Origin of the sequence: Pacificibacter marinus, assembly GCF_018860665.1 — a bacterium.
Lineage (GTDB): Bacteria > Pseudomonadota > Alphaproteobacteria > Rhodobacterales > Rhodobacteraceae > Celeribacter > Celeribacter marinus_A.
In genome coordinates, this window is the sequence record NZ_JAHKPK010000006.1 from 1 (window position 1) to 15,555 (window position 15,555).

Consider the following 15,555-nt stretch of genomic DNA (forward strand, 5'->3'; position numbering starts at 1 on the left):
TAAGCGACTGAAACTATGCGCTGAATGTCGGAATGTTGTGGATAACTGTCGTGTCGAAAAACTTTATCAAAAATTTTGCTTCACTGTTGATGCATAAAAATAGCTATAAAAAATCAAATATTAAAAAGCTGGAAAAAATCCGGATTTTTACTAACCCTGCGGATAGACGCCAAGAAGGCCAGTCGCGTTGCCACTGGCCCTCTCGCAATTGATTGATCGTTTTAGGCGAGACGCTCGAAGACTTCGATCTCATCGTCGGGCTCGCCCTCAAAGACAGGCAAAGCCGCAAAGGCTGCGATGTGGGGGCGTGCCCACTGCATCAACAAAGTGCGCTGCAGCTTGGTTGTCGTCGTGTGGGGCCGTTCAAGCTGTGCTTCAAAGTATTCTTCCATCTGTTGATGGATTGCGCGCGCCGTTGCTGCATTGCTTGTGCGCATTGCGTGCAAGAAGACTGCGATGCGGCGCAATGGAACATCTTGTGATGTCTGGACGGGCAGGGTGCGCAGATCGTGCAGAACATCGATCAGGCGGTCTTGGGCGCGTTCGGCGTCCATATGCCAATTTGCGTAAGCTGTGTCTGAGCTGAAGTCTACATCCTCAAGATCACGCTCGGCGCTGACATATTCTGCAAGGGTTGGCAGAAGCATTGAGAAGGCACAGGTCAACCTGCGAATTCGGCCTGAATTGAAGGAAGCTGCAGAGCGCGCTGCCTCAGAGGATCAGCGTTCGTTGACCTCCCTTGTCGAAAAGCTGCTCACTGATCATTTACGCGACAAGGGATACCTGCCGCCGCCAGAGTAGCGCGCACTAAATCTGCACGGGTTTGCCGTGTCACAAGCCGCACCCCATCAGGGTGTGTTAAAGCAAGGATCAGGCCCCCAAGGCATGATCCGCGCAATTACCGATAGGTGATGGAGCGCCTCCCCGGCGTTAGGGGCAGATGAGGTTGCTTAAGCTACCTACAGTCTGTCTTTATAGGTAGCCTTCCAGCTACCATTTTGGGGATCGAGGCGCATGATATTGCGCAAAACAAGTCCCAAAACTCTGTTCTTAGAGCCACGCGATTCAATACATTCGATTGGCGTTTTTGCCGTGCCACAAGCACGGTTTTACGGCGTGTTGCCACGCCCAGTTTGAGCGCAGAGCTTTGGTCTGCGCATGAAAATTGACAAACCTTGCAAGCAAGGTCTGTCACAGAAAATCATCAAAAAAATAAGCGGCCATTTGGTGGGGACGGAGGGGCTCAAAGAAGAGGGCTGGTGTGTTGACGCGGCATGAAGAGGGTGGTGGCGACGCGTGATTGCCTTGGGTCAGGGGGGTAAAAAAATGAGTAATCCCCAGAAAACGACGTGGCACATCGGCCAAACACTGGATTTGGCAAAATCCAAACATAGGAGACTCCTAAAGATTAACATCAAGGGAATTTACTATGAGTTATCAATTTTTCCATGCCGAGACATACAGCGAGCAACCAAAACCAGTGAAAGGCGCAGCTCATCAATTCAACAGTGCGGCGCAAGTTGAGGCCGAGGCTGAGCGTGATCCGTATTATTCTGAGCATGTGGATATGCCCCGCCCTCCGCAACAATTGTCAGGCACCCTTACGATCGCAGATTTTAGGGCAAAGCGCGCGAAAATGTTGGCTGAGATGCGTGAGACGGTGACCAGTAAAACTGGCACCACTTATACACGCGCGCTGCGCAAAGATGCCGCCACGCTTTATACTGAGATCCATTTCCATCCTTTGACGTCGGCAGAATACCTTGCCAATATGGACGAGCATCTTCCTACAATTGTGAATTGGGGGAGGCGTGCGCTGGCTGATTTTAAAGCGCGTATGCCTGAGGGCATCGATTATACGTCGGTGCTTCACCTCGATGAAGGGCATGTTCACATCCACATTTTGGCGATGAATACGCCGGACCCTAAACTCGACGCAAACAAGCTTCATGCGGCAAAAACTGCGGCTGCAGCCTTCAGGGAGACACATGAATCTGATGTGATTGTGTCGCTGGAAAAGCCTGAACTGGCAAAGCGCCCTCGTAAGCCTAAAAAACCGCGCCCATCCAAAAACCGCGTCACCCAAAAGAAGAATGATGAAAAGCATGGCAAGGCGCTGAGCGCTTGGGAGACAGATTGTGCAGAAGTTGAGGCTGAAAATGCGAAACTGCTGCTTGAGTGGGAAGAGGTAAATAAGGAGCATTTGAAAGAGAGTCGCCGCAAACGTGGCCGTTCATCGGTTCAAAAAGTCTATGGCACGGCCCTCATTAAGATGCAGGATGATTATTTTGAAGCGATTGGCAAACCCTGCGGGTTGTTGCGCCACGGGCCGCGTTTGGCGCGCAAATCGACCAAACAACATACGGCAGAAAAGAAGCAAGCCAAGCGCATGGCTGATGACATGACACAGCTGGAAGCGCAGCGTGCAGAGCATGCCGTGATCGATGCAGACCTTGCCGCGCGGGCCAATAAATTGGCGGCAGCTGAAGCTGACATCGCCAAGCGGGAGAAGGCACATAAGGCCGACGTCGCCGACGCAGCGCAGGTCTTGGAGCGTGAGCATGCCGCCATCCGCCGTGCTAAATTTGCAGACAGGAAGGCACGTGAGGACAAAGCTGCAGAGCTTGCTGACAAAGAAGCCAGCATCGCCCATCGTGAAGCAGAGCTGACCGAGGCCGTTGACGCCATGAGTGAGATTTTTGAAGCCGTTGAAACGGGCGAGGCCGTGGTTGAAAACGGCAAGCTCTCCTTGCCGCGCTGGCCTGATATCATCGCGCGTATGAAGGGGGCAGATCGCAATGACGTCTCTGCGCCAATCCGCAAGCTGGTCATCGGCTTTGTCGGCCTTGTTGTGCGCTTGACGAAGCGCCAGCAGGACAGTGACGCGCCAGAACCGCAAGACGATGATGATGCGCCGGGGTTTGGTGGGTAGGGGGGGATTGGCTTGCTGGGCAGTGCGTTGCCTCAAGCTAGGCATCATCAATCGAAGAGGATACTCGGGCAATATGGGCGAATTTTGTTGAAAAACTCTTCTTGATTTGAGGACCTGTGACTGATTCAATTTCTCTACGGTAGCGGGAGATTTGGTGATGATGTGACCGAAGCAGGAAGCACAGGCGGCACTGTTTTATGAGTTTTCTCTGGAAGAGCATGTCCCGCAAGATCATCTGCTGCGGTCGATTGATCGGTTCGTCGATCTGGATGACATTCGACAATACCTAGCTGAGTTTTACAGCCATACAGGTCGCCTGTCGATTGATCCGGAACTGCTGATCCGCATGCTGTTGGTAGGCTATTGCTTTGACATCCGATCCGAACGTCGGCTGTGCGAAGAAGTCCATCTGAACTTAGCGTATCGCCGGTTCTGTCGCCTCGATCTGTCTGATCCAGTGCCAAATCATTCGACCTTTTCCAAGAACCGGCATGGGCGCTTTCGTGAGTGCGCACTACTGCGTCATTTGTTCGAAAAGACTGTTGCACGGTGCGTCGCGGATGGCTTGGTCCGCGGCCAACGTCTTGCTGCCGACGCCAGTTTGATTGAAGCGGACGCGAATAAACAGAATTCCACACCTAAGGAAGATTGGGATCGCAGCGCCATTGACCCAAATGATGCGCCGCGTGCTTTCGATTGACGATGCGATGCGAGACGCTTTCCGTAAGATGCGAAAATTTTTGATGGGCACAAAAGGTCTAACAGAAGACGAGGCGCATTCACTCATGTCTGTCGGGGTTGATTTCGGGATCATGCAGGTCGCCGATGGAAACTGGGGTGTCCATGCCATTGTCAAAAAGAGATTTTTTCTGGTCGGGCTTGATCTGTAAGCATGGCAATATAGAAAAATGTCAGCCCTTCAAGCCAAACTGCGCGGGTGAGGACGGCCCTGAAGGGGCGCTGGCCTAGATTACGTGGTCTCGCCACAAGGAGCTAATGGCCTACACTTTCCCGATCCGGTATCTTGCAAAACGCCAGATCGGGATAAATATAGCAAACTTCCGATACATAAGGGAATATTCAAGATGGAATACTGGGCGATTGGTATCGGGTGTACGCCGCTGAATGCTGGATCATGGAGTGACTAAGTCCATTAGCCAGAATGTCGACGGCATGAGCTGCCCCTTTAGGACCCATTGCTGCCACAGCATAATAAAACGGTCGGCCCAAAAATACGCAATCTGCCCCGCGCGACATGGCTCTTAACAAATCCAATCCACTGCGGACCCCGCTATCAAGGAAAATCGGCACAGTATCACCCACGCTTGCGCGAACCTCAGGCAAGCAATCAACTGGCGTTGGCAGAGCGTCACTCTGGCGGCCACCGTGGTTTGACATCCAAAGGGCGTCGGCACCAAGATCCAATGCGCCAGCTGCATCTTCCGGTGTCAGTATGCCCTTAATGGTGATCCGGTGTGGCCAGCGCACGCGCAGACTCTCGATGTCGGCGGGGCTAAAGCGTGCGGCAAGCTCGCTTTGAACCAGGCTGGCAACGCTTTGAGATCCTTTTTGTGCATAACGCGCAAAGTTTGCAAAGGTTGGAACGCCTTTGCGCAAAACCTCTAGCGCGTATCGGGGGCACATCGCCGTTTGCAGGGCTGAAGCCGCGCTGATCTTTCCGCCCGCAGGCAATCCTGCACGGCGTGCCGTTTCGCGGCGTGCGGGGCTTGGCACATCGATTGTGATCACCAAATTGCGAATTCCAGCAGCGTCTGCGCGATCAAGCAGGTTATCGCTAATCTCGCGCGACACCGTCGGGTAGAGTTGAAACCATAGGTTGCCGCGCGACAACTGCGCTGCATTTTCGATAGAAAGAGACGCGACCGTGCTGAGCACCATTGGAATATTTTGCGCCGCTGCCGCTTGAGCAATTGCGCGGTCTGCGCCGGGCCAGATCAGATCACCCAGTCCGACGGGAGCGATACCAAAGGGGTACGCGTAGTGGGTGCCATGAATGTCGACAGAGGTATCGATTTTCGATTCTGGCGATAGATAGCGCGGTGACAGATCGATTTTTTGAAAGGCCGTTAAATTTTTCGCAAGGCGCTGTTCATGTTCTGAGCCGTGTTCTAAAAACGCCCAAGCGAATTCAGGGATCCGCCGTCGTGCCTGTTTCGCAAGGTCCTCGATCCGAGGATAGCGGTCCTTAGGCGGCAAAAGAAGTTTCGTCATCATTGGCTGCTGTCCTTGTGCCGTATAGCTTGCATAGGTTTTCTTGTTGGACAAATCACGTAGCTGATCCATCGCGTGCAACAGAGCCGTCGAGTGCAAGGAACGCCCGTGCATTGCCGGACGTTAGTCGTTCAAGCACAGATTCCTGTTCAAAGGCGTCGTGAAGGCGTCCCACCGGGTCAGTTTCACGAAAGTTAAACGGGTAATCTGTGCCGATCATCACGCGATCATCGCCAAAAACCTCGACCACGCGCCGCAACATTTCTTTATCGAACGTCAAACTGTCGGCGAAGAGGGCGCGGGCCTGAATGCTGGGTGACGTTTCAAGCGCTTCGGCCACAGCAGGAAAGGTGTTAAAGCCTTGTTCTAATCGTGGAAGGAGAGCGGAAAAAGTGCCGCCGCCATGGCTTAGGGCAATCCTCAGGTCGGGTGTTTTACGAAGCAAGCCGCCGGTCAGGATGGAGGCTGCGGCAAGACCTATATCGCTCGGATACCCGAGGACCTGCTGCAAGTTAGGCGGGCCAACGAGCCTGTCCATACCTGTGGGACGGACTGCATGTACAAAGACTGACAAGTCGAGCCGCGCCACTTCTGTGAAGAATTCGGCAAACTTCGGGTCGCCGATAGGGGTGCCATTCACATTGCTACCGATTTCGATGCCTGCAAAACCAAGCTCGTGTTTGAGACGGTGTAGTTCTTTCACCGCCAAGTCTAGGTTCTGCAAGGGAACCCCGCCAAGACCAATAAACCGGCCGCGCCCCTCATGCACCATGGTTGCAATGACATCGTTGATGTAGCGGGTCAGGTCTGCCGCCACATGCGAGTCCAACCAATAACTGAAAAGCTCGGGCATCGGAGACAAGGCCTGAACTGCGATTCCACTGCGATCCATGTCTTCGAGGCGGCGCGCTGCCGTCCAGCAGGCATCGCTGATGGTGCGGTACGGGCGACTGTCGATGACGACTGTGCGGTGACAGCAATCCGAACTTTCGGTGCTCGGCCACCCAGACGGCACAGGTCCTTTGGCCCATTTGGGAAAGGTCGACGGGACTATGTGGCTGTGAATGTCGATCGCGCCATGTGCACAATGATGGCCTATTCCATTTTGATGCTGGTGGGTCATGACTTTGTTCCAATGTGATGCGCTGAGGGCGCAAAGAAATATTTGTTTTGGGCGCGTTAGGCTTTGGAAAATGCCAAAATCGGTTTCATGCAGTTCGCGTATTTAATATGGAAAGAACCCAGTGATGGGGGGCTGCAACTCGCGCCCTCATCAGGGCTGATCTTGGTGCATTATTGGCTTCAAATCCACAAGGACGGCTGCGGCTGTTTGTTCGTAATGGTGCATCAGTGCTGCGATGGCCCCCGTCGTGTCACGGTCGAGTGCAAGCTGCAACATTGTGGCATGTTCATCGCGGACATGCCGCGTGGTAAAAACCTTTTGGATTGACAGCATCCGATAACGATAGAGCCGGTCAGCCAATTGTTCACAAAATTCAAGCAATTGACGCGAGCCGCAGCGTGATATCAGCGTCTTGTGAAAGTCACGGTGTAGCGGTTCCCAATCCGGATTGCTGTCAAATGTATCTGGATCGAGCGAGCGCGGGGTGCGGGTGAGCCGATGATGTGCGATGATGAGTTCTTCATCCCACTCTGGTGTCGCATTCGCGATGGATTCACGCAGGGCTATTGTTTCCAGCCAGCAGCGCGTCTTTGTCAATTCACGTAATTCGTCAAGATGGACAGGCTTTACGAAAAAACCGCGCTGCACGCGGCTATCGACCAGCCCTTCTGAGGACAGCCGATTGAGCGCCTCGCGCAGCGGCGTTTGTCCTGCGCCGTAACGTTCTGTGAGGAGCTTCATTTGTAGTTTCAGCCCCGGAGCGAGGTGCCCCGTTAGGATGTCTGTGCGAAGCTGGTCGTGAAGCCTATCTGCAAGGCTGTTTGCCTTAAGTCTATCACGATCTGTCCTGTCGCCGTCCATTTGATGTCCTCCGTTGCGCAGCTACTTGTATATATTATTCCCTGAAAAGGTAAATATATATATTATTTATTGACGACCAATTTTATATATATTACCCATTGTTCCACAGTGATTGGCCGCCGGCATTGCACAGGGTGCTGGTTTCGCGGCTAGGGAGGATGACTGATGCTGACACTTTATCACGGCTCAACCAGCGTATGTTCTCAGAAGGTGCGTGTCGGTCTTGCTGAACTTGGGCTTAGCTATGATAGCGTTGTTCTAGACCTGCAAAGGGGTGATCAGTTCGACCCTGATTACCGGAAACTTAACCCGTCAGCCGTGGTTCCGACGCTTGTTGATGACGGGCTTGTGGTGGTCGAGTCGAGTCTCATCCTTGATTACCTAGATCGTAAAATGGGGGCAGGGCAGCTGTCACCGAAAGGCGATGTCGCAGAGGTGACAACCGCTCATTGGATGCTGCGTACACTGGATATTCATGCCGCGATCAACACACTGTCCTTTTCGACCGTCGCGCGGGATAGAATTCGAGCCAAAAAGACATCAGAGCAAATCGCGCAGGATCTTGAGCGCATGCCGGACCCAGTGTCGCGACTGAAACGTCTTTCGCTGCTTGAAGGCGGGCTCGACTCAGTTCACGTGACGCAGGCACTGCTGATATTGCACCGCGCCTTTACAGACATGCAAGCAGCGCTTGAGGCGCATGATTGGATGATGGGGGCGGCATTTTCTAAAGTGGATGTTGCTTTGATCGCTTATGTTGATCGACTCGACCGGCTTGGTTTTTCTGGCCTGTGGTTGACTGAATTTCCTGCCATCGACGGTTGGCTGCGCGCGATGCAATCGCGGCAAAGTTATGCAACAGGCATCGCTGCTTTTGCCGATCCTGTCGCCAGCGAAACTTTGCGGCAATCCGGCGCACACTATTGGCTGGACCTTGAGGAACGGTGGCTAAAATTGCCATGATCGGGACGGGAGGTTTCGGTCAAAAATCATCAAATGGGAGGAAGACAATGACTATCAAGAAATCATTATGCTTGGCGGCGCTATTGCTTGGGGTTGCCCCAGCGGCTTTCGCAGAAACACTTAAAGTGTCAACGTTTCTACCGCCAAATCACGCATTCAATCAGATGCTTACGCAATGGGGTGAGGAACTGACAGAGAAAAGCAATGGTGAATTGACCATCGAGCTGTTCCCTTCTGGCCAACTTGGACCGGCACCACGTCAATTCGATCTGGCACGCACAGGGGCTGCAGATGTGTCTGTCGTCCTAAGCGGAGCAACGCCGGGACGTTTCCCGATGGCGGAACTCGCGGGCCTGCCGCTAACTTACCCATCATCTGGCAGCATCAGTGCCGTGACATCGCGGCGGTTGACGGAGTTGGCACCTGAATATTTGGCCGACGAACTTGAGGGCACGCATGCCTTATGGATGGCGGTCACGCCGCCGCTTAAGCTGCACACGGCGTCGAAAGATCCATCCGATCTGTCTGCGTTCGAGGGAATGCGCGTGCGCTACGCTGGTACAATTTGGCAGCAGATGATTGAGATTCTAGGTGCATCCCCTGTGCCTGTGCAACCCGCCGAAACTGGTGACGCACTGTCCAAACGGGTCGTGGATGCCACCGCGTTCCCATTCGAGGCGACCAAAGCGTTCGATCTTGGCCCCGTGCTGGATTATTCGATTGAACCAGGCTTGGCCTCAGCGGCCTTTGCGGTGGTGATGAACCAAGCGACCTATGACGGTTTGAGTCCCGAGCTGAAGAAACTCGTCGATGACACCACAGGCCCCGACCGTGCCGAGGCTTTTGGCAAGATGCTTGATGAGGGAGAGGCAGCAGCTCGCGATTACATGATCGAAGCTGGCGTCGAAATGGTGGGGCTCTCGGATGATCAGATGACCACGCTCAAGACTGAGTTCGCGCCAATCTTGGATACGATGGTGAGCGAAGTCGATGCGACTGGCGCGCCCGGTTCCGCATTCCTCTCGGCCTACACGCACTGATTAGGCTGTCCTAGCTTCACAGGGGTAGGGGGTATGGCTTCCTACCCGCTCATGAAAGGGGGGCGTAATGCTTTCACAGGATCGCTTGACGCGACTTTTCCATCATATTGCCTCGCTTGCCATTGTTGTGATGATGCTGACCGTGGTGTCCGACGTGGTTTTGCGCTTTGCCTTCAACACGCCAGTGCAAGGCGCATATGACGTGGTTGGATTTAGCCTGCTGATCATGGTCTTTTTCGGCATGGCACCGGTCGTCGCAAAGCGCAGCGAAATCGTGATTGATCTTATCGACACCTTTTTACCCCCGCGCGCTCTTGGTTTTTTGAAATGGATCGCCTCGTTTGGGACGCTCGTTTTCTTTGTGTTCCTCGGCTGGTCTATGTTTGGGCCTGCACGGGATGCTTACACTTACGGGGATCGGTCTCTTGAACTTGGCGTGCCTCAGTGGACGCTTTGGGCGATCGCTTTTGTCGGCTTGGCTGGCAACATCTGGGTGGCGCTGCAGCGGTTGATCGGCAAAAGCCATGACCAAGCCGAGACCATCAGTATTTCGGAGACAAAACTATGAGTGCTTTCACTCTCGGCCTCACCGGTGTCGGCGCGATGTTTGTGCTGTTGATGCTACGTCAGCCCGTGTGGTTGGCGCTGGCCTTGGTCGGTATCGTTGGGAATATTTTGCTTAACGGTTTGCCTGTGGCCACAATGCTGGCAGGCACCGGCAGTTTCGACACGGCCTTGAATTACGCGCTTTCAGTGATCCCGCTCTTCGTGCTGATGGGCGAGGTGGCGTCTGGGTCTCGCATGTCCGCCGAACTCTTTGCAGCAGCGCGGGTCTTCACGACCGGCGTGCGCGGAGGGCTTTCTATCGCATCGATTGCTGCATCAGGCGCTTTCGGGGCGATCTGTGGCTCGTCGGTGGCGACGGCGGCAAGCATGACCCGCATTGCCATGCCAGAGATGCAAAAAGCCGGCTACAAAGACGGCTATTCTGCAGCATCCATCGCGGCAGGCGGATCATTGGGCATTCTTATTCCACCGTCGATCATTCTTGTGATTTACGGGTCGATCGCTGAGACGTCGGTGTCCCGATTGTTTGCGGCTTCGATGATCCCAGGCATCGTGTTGATGTTGCTCTATATGGCCATCTCGGTCATGCTTGCGGGGCGTGCTGGCCCACCGCCGGATGCCGAAAAGGTTTCTATGGCGCAGCGCTTTTTGGCACTTTTGCGCCCTTGGCAGTTTATGCTGGTTTTTATCGTCTCCATCGGCGGGATTTATGCTGGCGTTTTCAGCCCAAACGAGGCCGCCTCAATCGGTGCGTTTGGCGCGGTGATCATTGGCTTTCTACGCCGGACGCTGACGGTGCAGGGGTTTATCAGTGCCGTTCAGGCATCGGTTCTCATTTCCTGTGCGCTTTTCATGATCATCATCGGCGCAACGATGTTTGCCAATTTTGTTGTGCAAACCCGACTGCCAGAAAGCCTTTTGGCGCTGGCGCAGGCAGCCCAGCTTTCGCCGGTATTGGTGATGGGGTTGATCGTGGCAATCTTCATCATTTTGGGCTGTTTTCTTGAAGGCATCGGAATGGTGCTGATCACGGTGCCAGTCTTTCTGCCTATCGTGACCGGCTTTGGGTTTGACCCTGTTTGGTTCGGTGTGCTGGTGGCTGTGCTGGTCGAACTGGGTCTGATTACACCACCCGTCGGGATGAACCTGTTCATCATCAAAGCACAATGCGCGACGCTGTCGATGGGTACGGTTTACCGCGGCATCCTGCCATTTTTGATCGCGCCAGTTTTGTTGGTAATCCTGCTTTTTGCCGTACCGCAGTTGGCACTGTGGTTGCCCGACGTGCTTTATTAACAAGGCCTTTCGCGGCTGCCGATCTTGGTGGCCGCACAGAAAATCAAAGAATTTCGGAGACAACAGATGACACTTGAATGGGACGTGACAATCGTCGGCTGCGGGCCGGTAGGTGCTTATGCTGCCAATCTTCTGGGCCAAGCAGGTCTGCGCGTGTTGGTGCTTGAACGTGATATGGCGCCCTATGCATTGCCGCGTGCCGTGCATGTGGATCACGAAATGCTGCGGCTGTTGGAAGATGCGGACTTACTTGCGCCCTTTAAAGATAAACTGCTGGCCGGTGACGGGCATTTGCATATCGGGGCTGATCACGGGGTGATCCGGTACCTGAGTGCGGTGGATAAGGCTCGCGCCTTTGGTTACGCCAATGACTACTTTTTTTACCAACCTGAGCTGGAAGAAGTCCTGCGGGCAGGTCTGACACGGTATCCGAATGTGACCTTGCGTTTAGGCCAAGAGGTAACGGGGCTTGAAATCATGGATGAGGGCGCGCGCCTGACGTTGGGGGACGAGACGATCCAAACCCGCTGGGTGCTGGGAACGGATGGAGCCCGCAGTATGGTGCGCAAGGCGATCGGTGTGCAGCTGGATGATCTCAACTTCGAGGAACCTTGGCTTGTGGTTGATGCCGAGGTTGATGGACCTATTTCTTTCCCTGACCTGACGGGGGTGCCTGAGAATGCAAACCTGCAACGACTGTCGGTGATGATGTGCGATCCGTCACGTCCAGCGACCATCGTGCCGGGGCGTGGCAATCACAGACGTTGGGAATTCATGTTGCTGCCCGGTGAGGATGACGTTCAAATGTCCCAGCCTGAAACAGTCGCTGCGTTGGTCGAACCTTGGGTGCAAAATGCGCCGCACCGGATTATTCGCGCGGCCACTTACCGGTTTCATGGTCTTGTGGCCACAGATTGGTGCGTCGGTCCTGTCTTTCTAGCTGGGGATGCCGCGCATCAGACGCCGCCTTTCTTTGGGCAGGGTATGTGCCATGGGATGCGTGATGTCGCAAATCTCGCTTGGAAACTGGCCTTGGTGAGTGGGGGCGAAGCCGACACCAGATTGCTCGACACGTATCAACCTGAGCGCGACGCACAGGTGCGACATGTCATCGGCAAGGCCATCGATGCGGGGCAGTATATCTGTGTCCTTGATCCTGTTGAGGCGCAGGTGCGCGATGAACGGGTTCGAGCACAGAGCGATATCCGTACCGCGGCCGATCTGATCGCACCAATCGCGTCAGGTATCACCGGCAAAGGCGCGGGTGAGCGTTTCATCAACCCTGCTGTTCGCGATGACGGAACGCTGTTGGATTCCGTGACGGGAGGCGGCTGGGTGCTGCTTTCGCGCAGTGAGATGACAGTGACGCCTGAGGCGACAGCCGTTTTGGCGCAGCTTGGAGCAAGGCAGGTCGTGGTGAGCCGCGACATGTCAGACCCCGAAGGCCATCTTGACGCTTGGTTTAAGGCGCATCAGGCGGACCACGTTTTGGTGCGGCCAGATTTCTATACAGCGGCAGTTTCCGCAAGCGCATCGCTAATGGGTGACGAAATTGTCCGTCTCGGACGGGCCATGGGGCTCGGACAGTCCATCTCAACCAAGGTTGCCAGCTCCTGAGAGTAGTAAAAAGAAAGGAATATTAAAATGCGCTTTATCAGTTTCGAACATGAAGGCCGTGCCTCATGGGGGCGTGTTGAGGGCAGCGATGTTGTCGATCTCGGAGCGCTTCCGAACGCGCCTGTAGGTCTGCGTCAAGCCATTGCTGAGGATGCACTGAATATGGACGGGCCAGCGCCGCGTTTGTCCAAGTCATCGGTTAAGTTGCTGCCTGTTATCCCAGATCCAAGTAAGATCCTTTGCGTTGGGCATAACTACGAAGACCACCGTAAAGAAACGGGCCGAGCTGCGGTTGCGCATCCCTCGATTTTTACGCGTTTTGCGGATACTCTTGTCGGGGCGCATGACCCTGTAATCTGCCCGACTGTATCGGATAATCTAGACTACGAGGCAGAGCTGGCCGTCGTTATCGGTAAGGGCGGACGCAATATTTCCGAGACTGAAGCGATGGGCCATGTCGCTGGTTTTGCCTGCTTTAACGATGCGTCCCTGCGCGATTGGCAATGGCACACCAATCAGTTTATCCCCGGAAAAAACTTCCCCGGTACCGCGCCTTTTGGCCCTGAACTGGTGACGCCTGACGAAATCGAAAACCTAGATGCCGTTGTCGTACGCTCAATTTTGAACGGCAAAATTATGCAAGAAGCGCCAGTGTCGCACATGCTCTTTCCAATTCCTGTGATCATTGCCTATGTTTCGCAATTCACAGCCTTGTCGCCTGGTGACGTGATTGCCACTGGGACGCCGGGTGGTGTTGGCGCCAAGCGCACGCCGCCAGTTTGGATGAAGCCCGGCGACGAGATCGAGGTGCGGATCGACGGCGTGGGAAGCCTGCTCAGCAAGATCGTGGCGGAGGGTTGACATGACGTATGATTTTCCCTTCGAAGGGCTGCGCAGCGTCGAAGTTGAGACGCCCGATCTTGCTGCTGCCGTTGCTTTCTACACCGACATTTGGGGGCTGGAGGAGGCGTCGCACGATACAGAATCTGTCTGGTTGCGTGCGAGTGGTTCTGATCCCTATATCTTGCGTTTGACGCAGAGCGAGGCCACTGGCGTTCTTTCTATGACCTTTCGTGCTACGGCTGGCACTGACCTTGCGGCTCTGCGTGATCGCATGGTGGCCGCTGGCGGAACCGCCGAGGGCGAGATATCTGTGCTGCAAGATCATGGTGGCGGCACGGGGTTTGCAGTGCGTGACCCGTCGGAACGGCTTTACCGCGTCGTGCAAGGGGATGCCCAAGTCGCGCCGATTTTAGACGCGGGACGACACATGCCCGACCGGCTGGCGCACGTAAATATCAACACCTGCGATCTTGAGGCCGATATCCGTTTCCTCGAACAGGGGTTGGGTTTTGTGCTGACGGATCGCTCGAAAATGATGGGGTTTTTGCGGACCAATTCCGATCATCACTCGATCGTCCTCGCGATTGCCGAAGTGGATACGCTGAACCATATTGCCTTCAATCATTCGGATTGGGAGGCTGTTATGAAGGCCTCGGGGCGGATGTGTGACGCTGGCTTCAACATTGGCTGGGGACCGGGTCGCCATGGGCCTGGGGACAATGTGTTCCTCTACTTTATTGATCCCTTTGGAATGGTCATTGAACATACGGCAGAGGTTTTACAGGTCGACAGCACCTACAGCGTCGGCGGACCTGAAGACTGGACGTGGGCTCAAGGTCGGACAGACCAGTGGGGTATTGCGCCATCTAAGACGGAAGCCTGCAAGAAAGCGCAGCTGGCGATCCCGTTTCTCTAATTAGACGTCTTTCTGTTACCCATCATCTTAAGTCGCTGGAGGACAAGAACGCTAAGCTGAAGCGTCTGCTGGCGGACACGATGCTCGACAACGTCGTGTTGAAGGATTTGCTGGGAAAGAGCTGACGGCGAGCCATTGAGCGCCATTGGTTCGAGTACAATGGCGGCCTCGAAGTTCGCGAAGAGATGAAAGCGATTGCCAGCAAGCGGCGTTGATTTGGCTATCGCCGGATCGGTGTTCTGTTGGAACGCAAAGGCATGATTATGATACTATCACCTGACAGGGTATTGCGCAGCGATGTCCCAAGAAGGCACACGAAGCTGTATCGTATCTACATCGAGGAAAATCTGAGCGTCAGGCGGCGAAGAGGGCGCAAGCGGGCACGTGGATCACGAACGCCGATGCCGGTGGCTTTGCGCCCGGGCGAGCGGTGGTCGTTGGATTTTGTGTCTGACATGTTTGGCGCATCTCGTAAGTTCCGTATGCTGGCAGTGAGCGACGATTGCTCCCATGAGAACCTGTGCCCTCTCTCGGCAGATTTGGCTTTGCCAAATCGTCTGCCGGGCAACGGATGGCCGACACCAGTATCTCCGGCGCGAGAGTGGCACGGGAGCTGGATGCGATTGTGCGGATCTATGGAAAGCCTGTATGCTGAGCTCCCCCCTAAAATTGGACACTGATGCAAGCTGCAATTTGTAGTCTGCTGATCTTCAACACGAAGGAGATCAGATATGTCGAAACGAAAGCAACATCATCCAGAGCTTAAGGCAAAGGTCGCGTTGGAAGCGCTGAAGGGCGAGAGTGAGATGAACCTTGGTCTGATGCGCGTCATTGATAAGCCGTTCCTTGAGACCCCGTTTTACGGCGTGCATCAGATGACATGGCATCTGCGCAATGAGAACCATCTTGTGAATGAAAAACGTATCCGTCGCCTGATGCGGCTGATGGGTCTTATGCCGATCTATCAGAAGCCCAACACGAGCAAGGCCGCGAAGGGTCACAAGATTTACCCCTATCTACTGCGTGGATTGCGGGTAAATCGACCCAATCAGGTCCTCCTCTCGCACATGTAAACATGTGCTGCCGGGCAGTGGGTGCGCCGACATCACATATCTGCCGATGCGGCGCGGCTTCCTTTATCTGGTGGCCATCATGGACTGGCACA

Annotated in this window: 13 protein-coding genes and 3 pseudogenes; 12 read left to right on the plus strand and 4 right to left on the minus strand. The window is 54.5% G+C overall.

The window, feature by feature from the left end; all coding sequences use genetic code 11:
* Nucleotides 1-221: 221 nt before the first annotated feature.
* Nucleotides 222-647, minus strand: coding sequence for a hypothetical protein (locus KO497_RS01835; protein ID WP_215942268.1), 426 nt, complete (start codon nucleotides 645-647; stop codon nucleotides 222-224).
* 782 nt (nucleotides 648-1,429) lie between these two features.
* Here KO497_RS01835 and KO497_RS01840 point away from each other — a divergent pair.
* The 3 genes and pseudogenes from KO497_RS01840 to KO497_RS01850 all read left to right on the plus strand — a co-directional run bounded on the left by KO497_RS01840 (nucleotide 1,430) and on the right by KO497_RS01850 (nucleotide 3,822).
* Nucleotides 1,430-2,932 carry a Mob protein gene (locus tag KO497_RS01840; protein WP_215942269.1) on the plus strand — a complete coding sequence of 501 codons (1,503 nt, stop codon included), beginning with the start codon at nucleotides 1,430-1,432 and terminating at the stop codon, nucleotides 2,930-2,932.
* Between the two features lie 190 nt (nucleotides 2,933-3,122).
* Nucleotides 3,123-3,623, plus strand: a pseudogene (locus KO497_RS01845) (transposase); the annotation flags it as partial.
* Nucleotides 3,619-3,822, plus strand: coding sequence for a hypothetical protein (locus KO497_RS01850; protein ID WP_215942270.1), 204 nt, complete (start codon nucleotides 3,619-3,621; stop codon nucleotides 3,820-3,822). The pseudogene KO497_RS01845 and the gene KO497_RS01850, both read left to right, overlap by 5 nt.
* Nucleotides 3,823-4,012: 190 nt before the next feature.
* On the opposite strand, the gene KO497_RS01855 is transcribed toward KO497_RS01850, so the two are convergent.
* The 3 genes from KO497_RS01855 to KO497_RS01865 form a co-directional block, all read right to left on the minus strand.
* The gene (locus KO497_RS01855) at nucleotides 4,013-5,167 is read right to left on the minus strand and encodes an alpha-hydroxy acid oxidase (protein WP_215942271.1); all 1,155 of its coding nucleotides are present in this window, start codon (nucleotides 5,165-5,167) and stop codon (nucleotides 4,013-4,015) included.
* A 52-nt stretch (nucleotides 5,168-5,219) separates the two neighbouring features.
* The gene (locus KO497_RS01860; protein ID WP_215942272.1) at nucleotides 5,220-6,287 is read right to left on the minus strand and encodes an amidohydrolase family protein; all 1,068 of its coding nucleotides are present in this window, start codon (nucleotides 6,285-6,287) and stop codon (nucleotides 5,220-5,222) included.
* Nucleotides 6,288-6,437: 150 nt separating this feature from the next.
* On the minus strand, nucleotides 6,438-7,148 hold the full coding sequence (locus tag KO497_RS01865) for a GntR family transcriptional regulator (protein ID WP_215942273.1): 711 nt from the start codon (nucleotides 7,146-7,148) through the stop codon (nucleotides 6,438-6,440).
* 165 nt (nucleotides 7,149-7,313) lie between these two features.
* On the opposite strand from KO497_RS01865, the gene KO497_RS01870 reads away from it, so the two are divergent.
* The 9 genes and pseudogenes from KO497_RS01870 to KO497_RS01910 form a co-directional block, all read left to right on the plus strand.
* Nucleotides 7,314-8,111 carry a glutathione S-transferase family protein gene (locus KO497_RS01870; RefSeq protein WP_215942274.1) on the plus strand — a complete coding sequence of 266 codons (798 nt, stop codon included), beginning with the start codon at nucleotides 7,314-7,316 and terminating at the stop codon, nucleotides 8,109-8,111.
* Nucleotides 8,112-8,158: 47 nt separating this feature from the next.
* Nucleotides 8,159-9,151: a TRAP transporter substrate-binding protein gene (locus KO497_RS01875; RefSeq protein WP_215942275.1), complete on the plus strand. Its 993-nt coding sequence runs from the start codon at nucleotides 8,159-8,161 to the stop codon at nucleotides 9,149-9,151.
* Between the two features lie 67 nt (nucleotides 9,152-9,218).
* Nucleotides 9,219-9,719: a TRAP transporter small permease gene (locus tag KO497_RS01880; RefSeq protein ID WP_215942276.1), complete on the plus strand. Its 501-nt coding sequence runs from the start codon at nucleotides 9,219-9,221 to the stop codon at nucleotides 9,717-9,719.
* Nucleotides 9,716-11,014, plus strand: coding sequence for a TRAP transporter large permease (locus KO497_RS01885; RefSeq protein ID WP_215942277.1), 1,299 nt, complete (start codon nucleotides 9,716-9,718; stop codon nucleotides 11,012-11,014). Before KO497_RS01880 ends, KO497_RS01885 begins: the two co-directional genes overlap by 4 nt.
* Before the next feature lie 66 nt (nucleotides 11,015-11,080).
* Complete coding sequence (locus KO497_RS01890) at nucleotides 11,081-12,631, plus strand: bifunctional 3-(3-hydroxy-phenyl)propionate/3-hydroxycinnamic acid hydroxylase (RefSeq protein WP_215942278.1); 1,551 nt, start codon at nucleotides 11,081-11,083, stop codon at nucleotides 12,629-12,631.
* 27 nt (nucleotides 12,632-12,658) lie between these two features.
* Entirely contained in the window at nucleotides 12,659-13,492 is an 834-nt protein-coding gene (locus KO497_RS01895; RefSeq protein WP_215942279.1) for a fumarylacetoacetate hydrolase family protein, read from the plus strand.
* Between the two features lies 1 nt (nucleotide 13,493).
* A complete protein-coding gene (locus tag KO497_RS01900; RefSeq protein WP_215942280.1) occupies nucleotides 13,494-14,390 on the plus strand; it encodes a VOC family protein in 897 nt (298 codons plus the stop codon).
* Between the two features lie 8 nt (nucleotides 14,391-14,398).
* Nucleotides 14,399-15,042: pseudogene (locus KO497_RS01905) on the plus strand (hypothetical protein); the annotation flags it as partial.
* 139 nt (nucleotides 15,043-15,181) lie between these two features.
* A pseudogene (locus KO497_RS01910) lies at nucleotides 15,182-15,555 on the plus strand (IS3 family transposase); the annotation flags it as partial.

Bases quoted from the DNA above. Each gene is read 5' to 3' on its own strand.
- KO497_RS01835 (WP_215942268.1), bottom strand. From the start codon at position 647: ATGCTTCTGCCAACCCTTGCAGAATATGTCAGCGCCGAGCGTGATCTT.
- KO497_RS01840 (WP_215942269.1), top strand. From the start codon at position 1,430: ATGAGTTATCAATTTTTCCATGCCGAGACATACAGCGAGCAACCAAAA.
- KO497_RS01855 (WP_215942271.1), bottom strand. From the start codon at position 5,167: ATGATGACGAAACTTCTTTTGCCGCCTAAGGACCGCTATCCTCGGATC.
- KO497_RS01860 (WP_215942272.1), bottom strand. From the start codon at position 6,287: ATGACCCACCAGCATCAAAATGGAATAGGCCATCATTGTGCACATGGC.
- KO497_RS01865 (WP_215942273.1), bottom strand. From the start codon at position 7,148: ATGGACGGCGACAGGACAGATCGTGATAGACTTAAGGCAAACAGCCTT.
- KO497_RS01870 (WP_215942274.1), top strand. From the start codon at position 7,314: ATGCTGACACTTTATCACGGCTCAACCAGCGTATGTTCTCAGAAGGTG.
- KO497_RS01875 (WP_215942275.1), top strand. From the start codon at position 8,159: ATGACTATCAAGAAATCATTATGCTTGGCGGCGCTATTGCTTGGGGTT.
- KO497_RS01880 (WP_215942276.1), top strand. From the start codon at position 9,219: ATGCTTTCACAGGATCGCTTGACGCGACTTTTCCATCATATTGCCTCG.
- KO497_RS01885 (WP_215942277.1), top strand. From the start codon at position 9,716: ATGAGTGCTTTCACTCTCGGCCTCACCGGTGTCGGCGCGATGTTTGTG.
- KO497_RS01890 (WP_215942278.1), top strand. From the start codon at position 11,081: ATGACACTTGAATGGGACGTGACAATCGTCGGCTGCGGGCCGGTAGGT.
- KO497_RS01895 (WP_215942279.1), top strand. From the start codon at position 12,659: ATGCGCTTTATCAGTTTCGAACATGAAGGCCGTGCCTCATGGGGGCGT.
- KO497_RS01900 (WP_215942280.1), top strand. From the start codon at position 13,494: ATGACGTATGATTTTCCCTTCGAAGGGCTGCGCAGCGTCGAAGTTGAG.